Annotated in this window: 17 protein-coding genes; 9 read left to right on the top strand and 8 right to left on the bottom strand. The window is 41.4% G+C overall.

Annotated features, from left to right (window positions below; all coding sequences use genetic code 11):
* The first annotated feature begins 622 nt into the window (after positions 1-622).
* The 4 genes from LZZ85_RS27285 to LZZ85_RS27270 all read left to right on the top strand — a co-directional run bounded on the left by LZZ85_RS27285 (position 623) and on the right by LZZ85_RS27270 (position 3,210).
* Positions 623-820 (top strand): hypothetical protein, encoded by a 198-nt coding sequence (locus LZZ85_RS27285; protein WP_237877108.1) that lies wholly within the window; start codon positions 623-625, stop codon positions 818-820.
* A 483-nt stretch (positions 821-1,303) separates the two neighbouring features.
* Complete coding sequence (locus LZZ85_RS27280; RefSeq protein ID WP_237877106.1) at positions 1,304-2,716, top strand: tetratricopeptide repeat protein; 1,413 nt, start codon at positions 1,304-1,306, stop codon at positions 2,714-2,716.
* Positions 2,717-2,734: 18 nt separating this feature from the next.
* A complete protein-coding gene (locus LZZ85_RS27275; RefSeq protein ID WP_237877105.1) occupies positions 2,735-2,902 on the top strand; it encodes a hypothetical protein in 168 nt (55 codons plus the stop codon).
* Between the two features lie 71 nt (positions 2,903-2,973).
* On the top strand, positions 2,974-3,210 hold the full coding sequence (locus LZZ85_RS27270; RefSeq protein ID WP_237877103.1) for a hypothetical protein: 237 nt from the start codon (positions 2,974-2,976) through the stop codon (positions 3,208-3,210).
* 139 nt (positions 3,211-3,349) lie between these two features.
* Here LZZ85_RS27270 and LZZ85_RS27265 read toward each other — a convergent pair whose 3' ends face one another.
* Complete coding sequence (locus LZZ85_RS27265; RefSeq protein WP_237877101.1) at positions 3,350-3,520, bottom strand: hypothetical protein; 171 nt, start codon at positions 3,518-3,520, stop codon at positions 3,350-3,352.
* Between the two features lie 29 nt (positions 3,521-3,549).
* Here LZZ85_RS27265 and LZZ85_RS27260 point away from each other — a divergent pair, with 29 nt between their 5' ends.
* Entirely contained in the window at positions 3,550-3,927 is a 378-nt protein-coding gene (locus tag LZZ85_RS27260; RefSeq protein WP_237877099.1) for a VOC family protein, read from the top strand.
* Between the two features lie 110 nt (positions 3,928-4,037).
* On the opposite strand, the gene LZZ85_RS27255 is transcribed toward LZZ85_RS27260, so the two are convergent.
* Positions 4,038-4,712, bottom strand: a complete 675-nt coding sequence (locus LZZ85_RS27255) for a hydrolase (RefSeq protein WP_237877096.1) — start codon at positions 4,710-4,712, stop codon at positions 4,038-4,040.
* A gap of 119 nt (positions 4,713-4,831) precedes the next feature.
* A complete protein-coding gene (locus tag LZZ85_RS27250; RefSeq protein WP_255724369.1) occupies positions 4,832-5,416 on the bottom strand; it encodes a Crp/Fnr family transcriptional regulator in 585 nt (194 codons plus the stop codon).
* Positions 5,417-6,352: 936 nt separating this feature from the next.
* On the opposite strand from LZZ85_RS27250, the gene LZZ85_RS27245 reads away from it, so the two are divergent.
* Positions 6,353-6,736: a hypothetical protein gene (locus tag LZZ85_RS27245; protein ID WP_237877092.1), complete on the top strand. Its 384-nt coding sequence runs from the start codon at positions 6,353-6,355 to the stop codon at positions 6,734-6,736.
* A gap of 207 nt (positions 6,737-6,943) precedes the next feature.
* On the opposite strand, the gene LZZ85_RS28895 is transcribed toward LZZ85_RS27245, so the two are convergent.
* Both LZZ85_RS28895 and LZZ85_RS27240 read right to left on the bottom strand, forming a co-directional pair.
* Positions 6,944-7,243, bottom strand: coding sequence for a Rossmann-fold NAD(P)-binding domain-containing protein (locus tag LZZ85_RS28895; RefSeq protein ID WP_432422782.1), 300 nt, complete (start codon positions 7,241-7,243; stop codon positions 6,944-6,946).
* A 146-nt stretch (positions 7,244-7,389) separates the two neighbouring features.
* Positions 7,390-7,713: a nuclear transport factor 2 family protein gene (locus LZZ85_RS27240; protein WP_237877090.1), complete on the bottom strand. Its 324-nt coding sequence runs from the start codon at positions 7,711-7,713 to the stop codon at positions 7,390-7,392.
* A 306-nt stretch (positions 7,714-8,019) separates the two neighbouring features.
* Here LZZ85_RS27240 and LZZ85_RS27235 point away from each other — a divergent pair, with 306 nt between their 5' ends.
* Positions 8,020-8,922, top strand: coding sequence for an AraC family transcriptional regulator (locus LZZ85_RS27235; RefSeq protein WP_237877088.1), 903 nt, complete (start codon positions 8,020-8,022; stop codon positions 8,920-8,922).
* A gap of 262 nt (positions 8,923-9,184) precedes the next feature.
* Here LZZ85_RS27235 and LZZ85_RS27230 read toward each other — a convergent pair whose 3' ends face one another.
* On the bottom strand, positions 9,185-9,508 hold the full coding sequence (locus tag LZZ85_RS27230) for a nuclear transport factor 2-like protein (protein WP_237877085.1): 324 nt from the start codon (positions 9,506-9,508) through the stop codon (positions 9,185-9,187).
* Positions 9,509-9,529: 21 nt separating this feature from the next.
* Positions 9,530-10,324 (bottom strand): SDR family oxidoreductase, encoded by a 795-nt coding sequence (locus LZZ85_RS27225; RefSeq protein WP_237877083.1) that lies wholly within the window; start codon positions 10,322-10,324, stop codon positions 9,530-9,532.
* A 124-nt stretch (positions 10,325-10,448) separates the two neighbouring features.
* On the opposite strand from LZZ85_RS27225, the gene LZZ85_RS27220 reads away from it, so the two are divergent.
* Together LZZ85_RS27220 and LZZ85_RS27215 are read left to right on the top strand one after the other, a co-directional pair.
* Entirely contained in the window at positions 10,449-10,871 is a 423-nt protein-coding gene (locus tag LZZ85_RS27220; RefSeq protein ID WP_237877081.1) for a winged helix-turn-helix transcriptional regulator, read from the top strand.
* Positions 10,872-12,809: 1,938 nt separating this feature from the next.
* Entirely contained in the window at positions 12,810-13,874 is a 1,065-nt protein-coding gene (locus LZZ85_RS27215) for an NAD(P)/FAD-dependent oxidoreductase (RefSeq protein WP_237877079.1), read from the top strand.
* Between the two features lie 690 nt (positions 13,875-14,564).
* Here LZZ85_RS27215 and LZZ85_RS27210 read toward each other — a convergent pair.
* Positions 14,565-15,344, bottom strand: a complete 780-nt coding sequence (locus LZZ85_RS27210; protein WP_237877077.1) for an SDR family NAD(P)-dependent oxidoreductase — start codon at positions 15,342-15,344, stop codon at positions 14,565-14,567.
* Positions 15,345-15,368: the final 24 nt, after the last annotated feature.

Raw genomic sequence — 15,368 nt, 5'->3', positions numbered from 1 at the left:
TATTGTATAAGCGCATGGCCATTGATAGCGCATCCCGGCTTTAAGCCGGGAGGGTCGCAGGTTCGAATCCTGTCTTCCCGACTGAAAGAAAAAGACTCTTGATTTATCAAGGGTCTTTTTTTATTGTATAAGCGCATGGCCATTGATAGCGCATCCTGGCTTTAAGCCGGGAGGGTCGCAGGTTCGAATCCTGTCTTCCCGACTGAAAAAAAAGACTCTTGATTTATCAAGGGTCTTTTTTTATTGTATAAGCGTATGGCTATTGATAGCGCATCCCGGCTTTAGGCCGGGAGGGTCGCAGGTTCGAATCCTGTCTTCCCGACTGAAAGAAAAAGACTCTTGATTTATCAAGGGTCTTTTTTTATTGTATAAGCGTATGGCCATTGATAGCGCCTCCCGGCTTTAAGCCGGGAGGGTCGCAGGTTCGAATCCTGTCTTCCCGACAACTGGAATGTCAAAAACAATCAGTCCTTGTAAGTCTTAATGATTTGCAAGAAAATGGATCAAAGAAAATCAATGCAAAAAATATAGCTGTCTTCTGAAGAAGACCAAACGTAAAAAATTTGATATTCATGAACTCGTCAACGACTATGCGGCTGTATTGGAAATGATGGAACAAATAATGCGTACGCAATTCAAGGCGATCCCGTTGCCATTGAGAGAGCTTGTAGCCGAGATTGATTTACCGGCAGATATGCCAAAAGAAATGAAAAGGTTACTTACTGAGCCAGGTAATATGTATGAATTCGTGAAAGAAATGATACAGTTTACGGAAAGTCTGACAATAGATCAGAAAAAATTCAAGGAACATCTAAAATAGTTGCACAATGTTGTTGATATGGATGGAATGTATAAGGGTGTTGGGATCGAATGATTTGACGGTAGTTCTGTCACCGATAAAGAAAGATTTTTGATTACTTACGCAAACAAGTTTATCGTGAAGGACCAAGAGAAATTGCGGTATGAGCTATTTATAGACATGTATCATCTTTTTCCGGTCATTGTGCGCAGGACACGAATTTGATAGAGTCAATAACAGACCAACACATTATTTTACCTGAGGTCCTCGCAGGATGCCAGATAAGCAAGATGATCTTTGGTTGCGCCCTTATGTGGCTGGCCTTAAGTACTCTTAGCCGAATACGCTTTTCAATCTATGATCTCCAGTTGATACCGGTGACCGGATATCAGTAGCCGACTGATGAGCTACCTTTCTTACTATCCGGCGAAGTCGTGCTGCCCGCATTTTCATAATTTTGAATATCTTAGCCAATACGCCATCTACTGCACAAACCAACTGACCATGAGAAAACTTATCCTGGCTGTTTTGAGCCTTTTCCCTGTGTTGAACGCATCTTCGCAGCAATCGGAGATCGACAGTCTCAATCAATTACTTTCTAAAGAAAGAAAAGATTCCGCCCGCTTCGAGCTGATCAACGAACTCGGATTGATCTATGCTTTAAGCCGGCCTGATACTGCGTTGAAGCTGGCACAGCAGGCGCTGGATATGGGCAGGAAAGCCGGCAACCGCTTACAGGAAGCAAAGGCTCTCAATACGATCGGCAATATTTTCTGGACGATTGGCGATAATGCAAAATCCCTTGACTATTACCTGCAAGCGTTGAAAATGGCGGAAGAGATTCCAGACGACCTGTTGCAAGGGAGGGCGACGAGCAATCTTGGCAATGTTTATGCGGCACTGGGCGACGAAATGAAGTCGGTAGAGTATACCAAGAAATCCCTGGTAATCTGGGAAAAGACCAACAACCTCAATGGCCGCTGCATCAGCCAACTGAATCTTGGTGATAGTTATGAAAAACTAAACATCCTGGATTCTGCCCGCATTTATACAACCCTTGCAAATGACCTTTCGGTTAAAATCAAGAGACTCGATGTCGCTGCCTTGTCCCTGTGTAACCTTGGGAACATTTATATGAAAATGAAACAGCCCGATATTGCAATCAGCTATTTCCGGGCCAGCATGCCTCTTTGTAAACAGATAGATCATGTTGGCGGTATCAGTGCGGTGGCAATTGGCATGGCTGATTATTTTAAACTGAAAGGACAACATGATTCTACTGAATACTACGCCAAACTTTCGCTGAATGTGGCAAAGAATGGAGGTTTTATGCCTGAGGTACTGGACGCAAGCAGTTTTCTTGCGAACTATTACAAAGAGCAACGCATTATTGATAGCGCTTTTGTTTATATGCAACAAATGATCGCTGTAAAAGACACTCTTTTCAACGAAGAAAAAGCGCGGCGGGTGCAGTTGCTGAACTTTGAAGAAGCCGTTCGTCAACAGCAACTGGAATCAGAGCGACTCGCTTCAGACCAGGAAAGAAAGGCCAATATACAATATGCAATTATCGGCATTGGCGTTGTCAGTTTTTTGTTGATCTTTTTATTGCTGAGCCGTTCTGTTATTGTTACCGAAAAATGGATCAGGTTCCTTGGCATCCTGGGTTTATTACTCTTCTTCGAGTTCATTAATTTATATCTCCATCCTTTTCTTGGTAACCTTACTCATCATTCCCCATTGCTGATGTTGTTGATCATGGTGGCCATCGCGTCCCTGCTGATCCCGCTTCACCATAGGATCGAGCATTATATCACCCACAAGATGACCGCAAAGAACCGGTTGTTGCGATTGGCAGCTGCACAAAAAACAATCGCAGAATTGCAGGTAGACGAAGAGCCTGAGCATAAGGAGTGATCCATTACTTTGTTTGACATGGCTCAATCCTACAGCACAGGTGGTACCGTTTGGGTATCTTTGAAAACAGCGTTCATGTATGAACTTGAAGGCATCCGAACAAGAATGGCGCCGGTAGTGGAGTTGGAAACCTTATTGATCGAATTAGAAGCAAATACACTTTCTGATCACTTTTGGATGAAATAGACTCTGATCAAACCAATTATGAGATATATCATGTTAATGAGTCCGAAAGTGGGCGTGAGGTATTTGTAGGTTTGAAGAAACGTTATTTTATGTATTTTGATGTGATGGGGTATGTGGTTGATGAATTCGGCGGGTATCGCTCTGTAACCTGGGGTGGTGGCACCTATGCACGAGGAACTCTGATAAAGCAGATCGCATATGTGATTAGACGCCTGCTTATAGACCTAGGCCCTGACATAGACAACCAGGGAGAACCAGACCTTCAGGCGAAGGTGGAGAAAAAACGGTACTCCGATCTTGGTGTTTGAAATAGTTTTTAAGACAAAAAGACAATTAATTTCATTCAGTCAGACGCTGGCTTTTTTTCGTTGTCCAACAGCGAAGATGTATCCTTTATGCCTGTTTCTGCTACCAGGGGGATGAAGAATTTGTTGGCGATGGCGAGCCTCAAAAAGATTTTAGTTTTTCATTCATTTCCGCAAGCCCTGCGGTTTTTAACAACTCGCTTGAAATATCTCCAAGCTCAGCCAACGCTTCTTTGGGAATTATTTCCAAAATATTCGCAGACTTATCGGCTGAGCACAGATTAGAGCGGCTTAGGAAAAGAAATGTAGACATTGGACACTTCCATTTTGTAGATGCTTTTTGTGAAAAAGCCGGATGCGAATAATCCTGATGCTGTCTGGAAAGATCGGAATCTCGGATTTGAAAGAGTCATGAATGCCTCATTCATGTCAGTAGGTGAGGAAGGGAATTGCCTAATGATGCAAAACGGCGGGATCATGATCGAATTATACCAATTGCCAGCGAGCCCAATAATTGAAATTCGTGAAAGGGAAGATGGACATATTGATCACATTGCTTTTGACGTCGAAAACATAGACGAAGCTTTTTCTCAATTTAGCGTCGCAAGAATACCTGTTATGGAAGAACAACCTTTATTCCTGAATTTTGGTCTCACGGATGCAAATACTTTCATATACCAGGATCGGACGGCGAGGGGTTGGAGTTTAACCAGATACTGAGCCAGCAAGAGAATACCATTGTAAATTGAAACTAAAAAAGGCCAAAAAATCTACGCTAAGGAACGTTCTTTTTTGGCCTTACTTTCAGCCATATCATTTATAGGTTTTGATCATATTCCACCACCAGGATTTTCAGGCACAGGCGTGTTCAGTAATTGTTGTTCCCAAATAAAAGTTGTTCCAACATTACCGAAATGATTGCTGACGATTTCAGCGAAGGCTTCAACAGTTTCAAGTCTTGCCCAGTCACGCTGGAGTTCAGCACCCACCACTCGTGATGTAATGGGAGTTACACCCGCCTGAACCATACGAAGTACAGCCATATCATGCGATTCGCGAGTGACGCCGCCTGAAGCATCTGTTACAGCGTAGACTTCATATCCTTCACCAGCTGCTTGTATAGCAGGGAAGGCGAGGCATATCTCGGTCCACAAACCAGCCATGATGATCTTTTTCTTTCCCTGAGCTTTGACCCACTCGATCACTCTTGTATCTTCCCAAGTGTTAAGGGTAGTGCGATCGATAGGCTGCTGATCGGGAAATACGGCCTGTAATTGTGGGATGATATGCCCCCCGCGATCTGCTATGACAGTTGTAAGCAGCGTAGGTACGCCAAAAGCTTTGGCTGTTTTTGCCAATGTTACCACATTGTTTATCAGGCTCTGTGAATCATGACTACGAAGACCCGCAAACTGAAAGGGTTGGTGATCGATCAGGATCAATATAGAATTGTTTGGGGTCAGGAGGGCTCCGAGGCCGGCTTTGGAGTTGTTGTTAAGTTGCATGATGTTATTGTTGTGTTTGTTTGTCAGATTGACAACACAAAAATGCACCAGCAACTTCGGGCTGGAAATGAGGTTTGGTAAGAATTTTACTTGACATTTGTCAAGCCTCCAATAATCGATTATTTCTCCATTAATTGTTTTCGCACTCGACTGAGCGTTTCCGGAGTGAGGCCAAGATAAGAAGCTATCATATTCTGAGGCAGGCGAAGCAGAAACTGTGGATAGGTATTCATCAGGTCACGGAGCCGTTCTTCGCCAGTATAGCTGATGTATGCCTGTATCCGCCTGTGGGTAGCAGCATAATGCCGTTCATCCAGGATTGAAGTGAACTTCATATACGTTGGCGATAACTGTTTCATCTGGTTCAACTGTTCGTTCGTGGAAACCAATAGGTCGCAATCCTCGATCGCATCTATATTATATTGCGATGGCGTCAGTTGTGAAAAGCTTTCCCGGTCACAGATCCACCAACCCTCCAATGCAAACCGAACAATGTGTTCGTTTCCTTTGTCGTCGATGGAATATATGCGTAAAGCTCCGCGAGTGACAAACGCCATATACTTGCATATGGTTCCCTCGTGTAGCAGAAATTGCCTACGACGTAAGCTTTTTTGTACGAAAGCATTTTTTATAATCAGTGCCTCCTCTTCAGATAGAGTAGAAGAAGTGATATTTTCGATGTGTTGGCGTAGTATGTCAAACATAATCTCAGACAGGAGTGAAAGTTTTTTCTTACAGGTGACTTAAATATAGTAATTTTTTAGACATACGCAGCAGTCTTTATTATACGCGTTACCGCTGGATTACATACTACCTGGACGCTTCATGCGTTCGTAAAATTATCGTTTATATGAACTCAGACTGGTTCTTGTGGTAGTTATGATTGTTTGGAGTGTTATAGATTTCAAAAAAACCTTTAATAGGTTATTGATCACTTAAAAATGGTCACCGGCGCGTCGAACAGGGAATTATTTAGATATAGGACATAAAATTTTGGGGTAGGTTGTTTGTAAAAGCAAAATATAATAACAATCCCTACTAACTACTGTATTTTGAAATTGGAGTAGAGAATTCTGAATGCTGTCAGGTTTGAAGATAGATAATTGAAATCTTTTTTGGATGGGGTTTTCATGGCATCCATAAGTACTGATATTCTTTTATAATCCTATTACGATTCTTAATTTTGAATAAGCTCTTTACTTTAAAGGTGAGTAAATCGGTGGGTATCTATTCCATGGGCTATCAAATGTTCGATTTATAGTAATTTAGTAAGCGTTTTCAAATCGTGTCTTCCCGACTCAAAGAAAAAGACTCTTGATTTATCAAGGGTCTTTTTTTATTTTACAGGTGGCATTGTCCTCTCCTGCCGCCACCTGTGCATTATGCCCGTATATTCCATCAAATAGAGATGATAGACAGCGCATTCATTTTTGTTGCGTGTTCCGATGTAACAGTACTCCAGTACCATTAAAATTGTTTTTGTTTGAAGAGGCCCATTCGCGAGCCTTTATAGTTCTTAAATAATGCCGAAAACAAAAAGTAGATGGTATGTGACATTGCAGTTGTGTTTCTTTGTTTAGCAAAATTCCGTAGATTGGCTTTGCGGTGTGCGTCGGTAATGGCCGACGGTCGCGATTCTTATGGAGATAACCATTGCCATTTTTAGTTTGCTGATTGCCTGGTTCACCTACCGGAAGACGTTTCACGCGAAGTCCAGGGAGGAGATCGAAAATTTTGTGACGCACTATCGTGCTACCCAGGCCATGTCAAGGAAGGTGCAACAGAAACTGAAGGATTATGCCAACAATACCCCTGGTGGCTGGGACCGGCAGATTTTTAATGACGTTACCTTCCGGCAATATCTGTCAATGATCGAGCGGTCCTATGAAAGCAATCTTTCGGATAAGCTTTTGCAGGATGCGCTGGAAGGGAAGCCGTCCAAAAACTTGTTGGTATCCATGACCAAAGATTTGGAAACACAGTTGTCCGAACTGACAAAACTGTATATAGAGTTTGACCGGTGAAAAGACCAGTTACCAGTTTTCTTCATCCGGCGTCTTGTCTGAACTTTCGCACATCGGAATTAGTGTTAGTTGTCCGTAAAAACGAGTAATAAGGCATAATAGCGCAAAAAAGCCGTCTATATTTTTGAGACGGCTTATTTTTCTGATACTAATATCCCTGTTCCAGTAAATTTCTGATGTCATCTTTATTGTAGTAAACTGTACCGCCTATTTTTTTGTTCGTAGTTTTCGGCTAATTCTTAAAGACACCAGCTTGTTGACAGAACACCCAGTGTCTTCCGAACATCTGAAGTTTTGTAACCTTCCGGGCTCTCTCCGTGAACCTTTAGCTGGGATTGAAGGAATATTTAATGAGGCTTTTTCGCTCGCGAGAAAAGCAACCACCGCTGGAATTTCTTCGGCTTGACATATCTGCCGAGCGCTAATCCAGGTTTGATTCTTGTCGGAAAATTCAGTGCCATCAGGATTCATTTCTGTGTCTATAGAGCCTGGTTGAACAGTATTCACGGATACTCCTTTTTACCCAGATCCCCATGACCAACCACGCGTATATGCGGCTACTGCTGCTTTGGATGCGGCATAATCTGCGAAACCTGTTTATCTGGAACAGGCGGTTTCAAGTCATCGGAATCAGGGTTTTAAAATCCGCAATTCTATCCAGTTACCTTTAATCCATCAATGAGGTCATCTTTCAGTGTTAAATGAAACTTCAGTACTATAGGGCTTCCAGGAAATGTACCAGATACTTCTGCGGTAAGCACTCCGGTTGCCCCTGTCTCCTCATACTTCAGAGGCTTCATCGAAGATCGATACTCCTCATTCGAATGTTCAATCCATTTTCCAATTTCTTCTTTACCCTTATGGGTTTTGCCTTCGTCATGAACAATGGCCGATCTTGTGAAACAGTCTACGAAACTTTTGCTATCGTAGCTGTTGTGAGCCGCAATAAAGCGATCTACTAATTGGGGTAATTTCATAATTGTCTGTATTTATTGTTTAAAAATGTTGGTACGGCGCCTTTGGTAACTCTCGTTACCAGAGCGATTTCCCGGATAACTCGTTGTTGTAACTAACTGTCTGTTTCATAGCTTATGTTGTTTGTTAAAGAACAAATCTCGTGAAGTGGGAACCTCCGGAGAATGGCCGGATACGACTGAAATATGTTCAGATTTCCTCACCGGGGCTATTACACAAGCACCATTCATTTGACAAACTGCGTCTATGTCTTTATATTTGAGTGAGTTGTATTTTGATAAATATCAGCAAGCATCCTGGTTCAGTCAATGAAGAAAATAAAACAGCATATTCAACAGTTGACCATAGATCTTTTAAGATCCAGGTTGGATATAAATACCACGAGCAACGGCTTGTACGTGTTCGATACCGATGCAGAAGAAATGGACATTTCTTATCTCTCTCCTTACAGGTCGGATCATAACTCGATCCATTTAATAACGGAAGGAGAGGTGAAGGTGAAGATCAATTTGATAGACTATACCTTGAAAAAAAATGATCTTGTGTTGTTCACGTCGAATACGATACGTCATTTTGAAAGCGTAACCCGGGATTGCAGAGCAAAAAACCTATTGTTTTCGGATGACTACCTGCTAGGATCAGCAATACCATCGAAGACTGCGGGTGGTTTCGATTATCTATCAGGGATCATTAACCCGGTGGCGACACTCCAGCAACATCAGGCTGAATTGATCGTGGCACAACTTACTTCACTTGGATTAAAGGCGCGATTCGCGCAAACAAATTCATTCTATGCCAATGATATTTTACGATTCCTTTTTTCTGCACTCATTTTAGAAGTTGGCTCATTATATCAAATAGAGAGCAATCCATACGTTGTATCCGGTTCGCGAAAGGAATCGATTGTGCATCAATTTCTCAAACTTGTAATGAAAAAGTTCAAAGAAGAAAAAAGTGTTCAGGCTTATGCTGACATGTTACATATCACCCCAAAATATCTGACCACGGCAACGCGTGAACTGACGGGTAAGTCGGCGGGGAACCTTATTGATGACATGGTAATAGTAGAGGCAAAACTGCTCCTCAATGAGTCGGGAATGCCTATCGCCCACATAGCTGAAACTTTAAACTTCAGCGATCAGTTCGTATTTAGCAAGTTCTTCAAAAAACATACTGGCCAAAACCCAAGTGGCTTCCGCCGGTCTGTTTAATTCTGAAACGAATCAAATTCTTTTTGCAAATTCAAAATGACCTTAGCGTTTTCCAACTCAGCCCAGCCTGATTTATTTACATTGCTAAACGACAGAGCAATTCATTGTCGTCATGAATAGGAAAACCGTATTGGGTGTCGTGATAGTTTCTATGCCATGCTTTTTTCTTCAGATTACAGACTTTCTATCGCTGCACAATAACCCATAACATCAGGGGTGTTTTAAAGAGAGTGTACAAAGATTATACACTCTCTCTGGTTTCTCATCCTGTTACTTTTAGATGCTGTATTTGCCCATCAACAATAACAAAATGAAATTTTAGTACAGCAGGGCTTCCTGGAAATGTACCTGAACATTCTGCAGACAAGACACTTGAGTTGCCGTCCTCTATATAACCCACAGGTTTCATTACAGACCGATATTTCTTATTGGTTTCTTCGATCAGCTCCTGGATCTGAATTCTTCCAGTATACGGCATCCCTTCTTCAATCATAACTCCTGTTTCAGAAAAACAATTTGCAAAGTCTTCGCTGACCAAATTGTTTTGCGCCTTTATCAGATCTGTAACTACTTTAGGTAAATTCATTTTTATACTCTTTTATAATGTTTAAATTGTTGGGACTGTTCCTCCGTCAATAACGTACTCAGTGCCACTCAGGTAATTTGCTCGCGGTGACACTAAGAACCCGACAAGTTCAGCGACTTCTTCGGGCTCAGCGGGTCTACCGTACGGTATTCCACCCAAAGCCTGCATGACACCTTGCTGAGCTTCTTCAACTGTACTATTTGCATTTCTTGCAATCTCGCCTAACCATGCAACTGATGCTGTTGTATTTATCCATCCTGGCGAAACAGTTAGCACACGAACACCTTTTGGTGTAACTTCATTTGATAAACTTTTACTGTAGTTTCTTAATGCTGCTTTTGCAGCAGCATAGGGTAAAGTAGAATCATACAGGGGTAATATGCCCTGGATTGAAGCAATGTGAATAATAACCCCGCTTTTTTGATTGATCATTTGCGGTAAAAATTCTCTATCCATTCGGACAGGAGCAAGTAAATTAGACTGCAGAGTTGATTCCCAATCTTTATCAGTTAGTGCATTAAAGCCACCTGAAGGAGTTGTCGAAGAACCCAGGTTATTCACCAGAATGTCCAGCCTCCCATATTTATCCAGAATTTCCTTTGCGACATTGGCTGCTCCTTCGGGCTGGCTCAGATCAGCAGCAATGAAATGCAGGTCAGTATCTGGGTGATCAGGTTTGTTCCTTGCGGTGATGACCACAGTTGCACCTGCGGCCTTTAAGCGTGTAGCGATGGCTTGTCCGGCACCTTTGGTGCCACCTGTCACCAGTGCAATTTTACCAGATAACTCGTTGTTGTAATTAATTTGTTGTTTCATATTGATTTTTTATTGTGCAAATCTCAGGTGTACATAAACATCAAACAATTACGGACTTACGAATCGTATAGGGATAAATTTATCCCTATACCGCAAGTATCAGACTTGATGTATTTTTGTAATCATGTACGAAAAAAAGACTCTCCCTACTCTTAACTGCGGACTTGACCTTGTCGGTGAAGTACTCTATGGCAAATGGAAAATCCGTATACTATGGTTCATTCACCAGGGCAACCTCCGTCCCAGCGAATTGCAACGGAAAATCCCTGACGTTACAAGACGAGTGCTAAATGTTCAACTGAAAGAACTCGAAGACCATGAAATGGTCACTAAGAAAATTTATCCGGTCGTGCCACCCAAGGTAGAATACAGACTCACAGACTTCGGTAAATCAATCATTCCCTTAATTCAAGCCATCGGTTCCTGGGGCGATGAAAATCAAGAGCGATTGCGCCGGGTCATTTTAAAACACGCAGCATCTCTTTCCGACAAGCCCAAAAAACCATTTGAGGAGGATGCACCGGTTATCATTGCGCGATCATCTTAACTTTCGAATGAATCACACCGAGGGTTCTCAAATGTTTGTCGTAGTTCTTATACTCCTGTTGATCATTCCACAAATCTCGGTAATGGAAGTGCTCAGGAAAATGGCCAGACAGGACCTAAATATGTTTAAACTTCTTCATTAAGACGGCCTGAGAGACCATTTTGTAATTTGATCTTGATAGTCTTTACCTGAAAGTATTTGGTGCGTATGAATTAATCTCTTCAGCGTCGCTAAAGCGACCATACTATCTTTTTGAGAGTAAGATGTGTAAGGTCAATTTTTCTGGTGCAGAAGCGATTTCGAAGTGTCAGTTTGAAAATCCCGTATAGACAAAATGAACCGGTATTAAATCCCAGAATGAGAGAAAGCGCCAACTGTTTAGAAGTTTGAATATTTACTGAGCTCTTTCACTCTTCCGCCATATCCATATTTCTGTAGCATCCTTATCGGAGGTAGCAAGTATCACTATTCGACCACTTAGAAGATGATTGTTCATCAAAAATGATACTTCGTAATCCCATCTACGGGGAGTAAATACATTACCAATCTTCAAGTATTTATTATCAATTTTGAACTTTAATTTCTAAATCTTTTCGGGATCCGAACCTGTATGTTGAAGCAGAAAATACAAAGCTATTGTAGTTATCTGCACGATTTCATAACTCAGTTCTAGCAGGGGCCGAATATGGTACATCCAATCTGCGAGCGTTCAGTGTTTTGCTAATACCAATTTGTAGATTTATAATTGTATAACATCCGCTTCCCGCTCCCGCATGATCGTTACTGTATCAAGGACAAACTGATCAGGATTTTTTTACCCACTTACTTTTACTTGCGGAACTCGATTGGTTTATTAGTCAAAGTGTTTTTGCGGAGGTTGCCTTGGAGAAGGACTGCGATGTCAATGGCAATGAAAGACCCCTCGGTGAAAGTATTGATGCTCGTGTGCTTAAAAAAGTAATAGAATTAATTTTTGCGACTAAAGTTCTTGTGATGATAATTTCCCAGAATTGCTCTTTCTCTTAATGGGAGGCAGTTTCTTTTTGTATATACTAAGAAGTTTTAATAAGATGCTTATCCAGGTTCTATCCGTCATATTTACCAGGCACAGACGTAACCACGGATTTTTATTAGTGTGGTCTGGCGATATAATTGGCAGTGCTGGCCAGAAATGACGTTTCGCAATTTTGTATCCGTAGCTAATGATGACCGCTGGTAAAATCTATTGGTGTAGATGGAAATACACTTTTATTACGGATTTGTGAACGATGTTCATATCTGTATTTTTCTTGGATTCTACTAACTCATTTGAATGAAAAATTTGCTATCTGTAAATTTTATGAGGCAAAGATGACTGTAGAGCCTGTTTGATAAAAGTTATTTCAATGTAATACATAACAAGAATAAAACCAATTGTAAAGGAAATTTTCTATAGAAAATTGCCAAGCCGGTGCATCAAGCATCTGAATTATCAATAGGTGAAAAGGTGGCATCTTCCAAACCATAAAGTCGTTCCGTGATAATTTTGGAATAGCAATTTTTATTCGAGACAAAATTGGAATATTTGTTTATATTTGAACATCGTTCAGTTCTGATTTTTTTGAGTTTTTAAGGGAGCACATTTAAGGATACAGTAGGAAGACTGTTGACCGGGAGGATTTGAATTAGGGAAGAAGCTGCCATGGTCGTTTCAAACACCATAATTCAGAGTTGGACTACGTGAGGTCTGCGAACCCCCAGGATTATTATGATTCTTCAAGCCGCCTTGAATACCCTTAATCATGGAATATTCCAGGCATGAAAACCAGAGAAGTGGGAAAGTACAATAGTAATTGTCTAGGTGATATAAGAGACTGATAGGGAACTGGTAAACAAGGCCAGCTCGACTTGGAAGGCGTTACAAAGTGTATATAACCGAAAAGAGATTAAGAAGGGTATATGATAAAGAATATTCAGGTTGCCAAGCGGATGTTACCGGAGGAAACGGGGAATAAAATATTACGACGTGAACTAATTAAACAAGGCGGGCTGGCTTTATCAGGTTTGGCTCTATCCTTTCCATTAACATCATTTTTAAATTTTAACGAAATGAGAGATGACAAAAACTTCGATGTAATCATCGTTGGTGGAAGCTACGCAGGACTTTCTGCAGCAATGGCTTTGGGACGAGCATTAAAAAGAGTTTTAATTATTGATAGCGGTTTGCCCTGTAACCGACAAACTCCTCATTCACACAACTTCATTACCCAAGACGGAGAAAAGCCAAGTGTTATTGCGGATAAAGCAAGAGGGCAGGTGTTGAAATACGAAACCGTAAAATTCTTAACTGACCTTGCCGTTAATGGAACAAGGAAGGATGATGGCTTTGAGATTTCTACTCGTTCAGGAAAAGTATTCTCGGCAAACAAACTGGTTTTTGCGACAGGATTGGAAGATACAATGCCAGACATTAAAGGGTTTTCTGAATGTTGGGGAATTACTGTACTTCATTGTCCCTATTGCCACGGATATGAAGTAAGGAATCAAAAAACGGGTATTTTGGCAAATGGATATGCTGCATTTCATTTGGCCCGACTCATAGGTAATTGGACAAAAGATTTGACAATATTTACCAATGGGAAATCTCAACTGACGCAAGAGCAAACTGATGAAATCCGAAGACATGATATTTCAATAGTTGAAAGAGAGATTATCTCATTTCAACACACAGACGGAGTGATTGAAGAAATAATCTTTTCAGATAGTTCGACTTTTCAATTAAAAACTATCTATTCAAGACCTCCCTTTAGGCAACATTGTAGAATCCCGGAATTATTGGGCTGTGAATTGACGGAACAAGGTCTTATCAAGGTAGATGCGTTTCAGAAAACAACTGTAGATAATATCTTTGCCTGTGGAGATAGTACCAATCCTCTTCGATCTGTACCTTTTGCTATATCATCAGGGAGTAATACCGGAGTGTTCTTAAATAACGCGATGATAGAAGAAGACTTTTTAAAATAGCAATATAAGGTACATATAACATTGGTCTGCCGCTATGGCTCTTGTTGGTAATAATTGAGCGAGCGTCTCATTGCTCGCCGATGCCGGGGATTGATGTTTTATAATCTAACGAGCAACTGCTCTGTAGTCCGTCAGTATAGTTTAACATAGCTATTATCCTTGGCGAAGATGTTCAGCCAGGAGCGGAATCCCATGTGTATTATAATTTACAAATTCAACTCAGAAGTTCCTTCGCTTTGCATTCCGGGCAATACAGCGGTTACGTTGGTATCGCAAGGAAAGAGGAGAGTCAGGATCAATCCTGGAGAATATATTGTCTGGCCAGCCGATTTGATCATTTTTTCATTGCAGGTGCTACTTATATTTCGAAGTGCTGGGCCGGTAAAGACAGTTCGGCTCGTATTTACGGATGAGTTTGCTCTTAGGAATGTGATGAATGCTAGGAGCCCGTAACTTCCTGATAGATTCTTCTTTTCCCTGGAGCAGAACACGGAAAATTGACTTCCACTCCTCGTAAAGAATTTCGATCACTTTTTGAGAAAATGAGGATATATCCTTTTCCTGGAAGAAACGGCATCATTTGCTCAACGTTACTAAATATTGAGTTTAGAAAAATGGTTCATCTTGAGAAAAGGTATAACCGCAACTGTCCCCGGGAGACAGGCTAGGGGCTTACTCTAAAGTCAACCCCTATTTCTGCTGGCTTGCCAGTTTTTTTTTGACCCTCATCATTATAGTTCCAGGAACTAATCGAGGCAGAAATGAAAGTAGACGATTCATGAATCCTACAACCTTACTACCTTTCCCTTCTAAAAGAAGTTTAACCCCCTGCTCCGCAACAGCACGTGCCGGCATCGGCTTATTGGCTCTAAAAGCATTAGTTGTGCGCATGGCTTCGCTATTGAAACCTGTGTCTACCGGACCGGGACAAAGTGCCGTCACGACAACCCCTGTATGTTCCAGTTCTGCAGCAACAGTGTCCGAAAACGCAAGGATAAAGGCTTTAGTTGCGGAGTAAACAGCGTAATAAGGAAAGGGTAGGAATGCCAGTAAGGAGGATACATTCATTATCCTCCCGGTCCCATACTCTGCCATTTCTCTTGCAAACAACTTGGTCAATACAACTACGCTGGAAACATTCAATTCGATCATCTTAAGCTCATCCGCTGCTTCTATCTCAATAAATCTACCATAATGCCCTACGCCTGCATTATTGATCAGGGCTGTTACCAGCAATTCTTGCCGTTTTATATCCTGATACAGCTCAGTCGCGGCACGTGCATCGGTTAAATCTTTGACGATATAATAGACCGACACGCCATATTTTTGGATGAGTTCTTCCCGCATTTGATTAAGTTTTTCATGGGATCGGGAGACCAGTATCAGATTCTTGTTTTTTTGGGCCAACAGGAAAGCCATTTCATAGCCGATTCCTGAGGAAGCACCTGTTAGCAATATATACTCTTTCATGTAGTATTTTTTAGTGGATAAGGA

The sequence above is a fragment of the Terrimonas ginsenosidimutans genome (genome assembly GCF_022012415.1).
GTDB classification, from domain to species: domain Bacteria; phylum Bacteroidota; class Bacteroidia; order Chitinophagales; family Chitinophagaceae; genus Terrimonas_A; species Terrimonas_A ginsenosidimutans.
The sequence above is the reverse complement of the archived record's forward strand: the minus strand, read 5'-3'. Positions and strand labels throughout refer to the sequence as shown.

What these genes read in the sequence shown, in the direction of transcription:
- LZZ85_RS27265 (WP_237877101.1), bottom strand. Translation starts at nt 3,520, where the DNA reads ATGTCTACATTTCTTTTCCTAAGCCGCTCTAATCTGTGCTCAGCCGAT.
- LZZ85_RS27255 (WP_237877096.1), bottom strand. Translation starts at nt 4,712, where the DNA reads ATGCAACTTAACAACAACTCCAAAGCCGGCCTCGGAGCCCTCCTGACC.
- LZZ85_RS27225 (WP_237877083.1), bottom strand. Translation starts at nt 10,324, where the DNA reads ATGAAACAACAAATTAATTACAACAACGAGTTATCTGGTAAAATTGCA.
- LZZ85_RS27280 (WP_237877106.1), top strand. Translation starts at nt 1,304, where the DNA reads ATGAGAAAACTTATCCTGGCTGTTTTGAGCCTTTTCCCTGTGTTGAAC.
- LZZ85_RS27245 (WP_237877092.1), top strand. Translation starts at nt 6,353, where the DNA reads ATGGAGATAACCATTGCCATTTTTAGTTTGCTGATTGCCTGGTTCACC.
- LZZ85_RS27250 (WP_255724369.1), bottom strand. Translation starts at nt 5,416, where the DNA reads ATGTTTGACATACTACGCCAACACATCGAAAATATCACTTCTTCTACT.
- LZZ85_RS27215 (WP_237877079.1), top strand. Translation starts at nt 12,810, where the DNA reads ATGATAAAGAATATTCAGGTTGCCAAGCGGATGTTACCGGAGGAAACG.
- LZZ85_RS27240 (WP_237877090.1), bottom strand. Translation starts at nt 7,713, where the DNA reads ATGAAATTACCCCAATTAGTAGATCGCTTTATTGCGGCTCACAACAGC.
- LZZ85_RS27285 (WP_237877108.1), top strand. Translation starts at nt 623, where the DNA reads ATGCGTACGCAATTCAAGGCGATCCCGTTGCCATTGAGAGAGCTTGTA.
- LZZ85_RS27220 (WP_237877081.1), top strand. Translation starts at nt 10,449, where the DNA reads ATGTACGAAAAAAAGACTCTCCCTACTCTTAACTGCGGACTTGACCTT.
- LZZ85_RS27210 (WP_237877077.1), bottom strand. Translation starts at nt 15,344, where the DNA reads ATGAAAGAGTATATATTGCTAACAGGTGCTTCCTCAGGAATCGGCTAT.
- LZZ85_RS27275 (WP_237877105.1), top strand. Translation starts at nt 2,735, where the DNA reads ATGGCTCAATCCTACAGCACAGGTGGTACCGTTTGGGTATCTTTGAAA.
- LZZ85_RS27235 (WP_237877088.1), top strand. Translation starts at nt 8,020, where the DNA reads ATGAAGAAAATAAAACAGCATATTCAACAGTTGACCATAGATCTTTTA.
- LZZ85_RS27230 (WP_237877085.1), bottom strand. Translation starts at nt 9,508, where the DNA reads ATGAATTTACCTAAAGTAGTTACAGATCTGATAAAGGCGCAAAACAAT.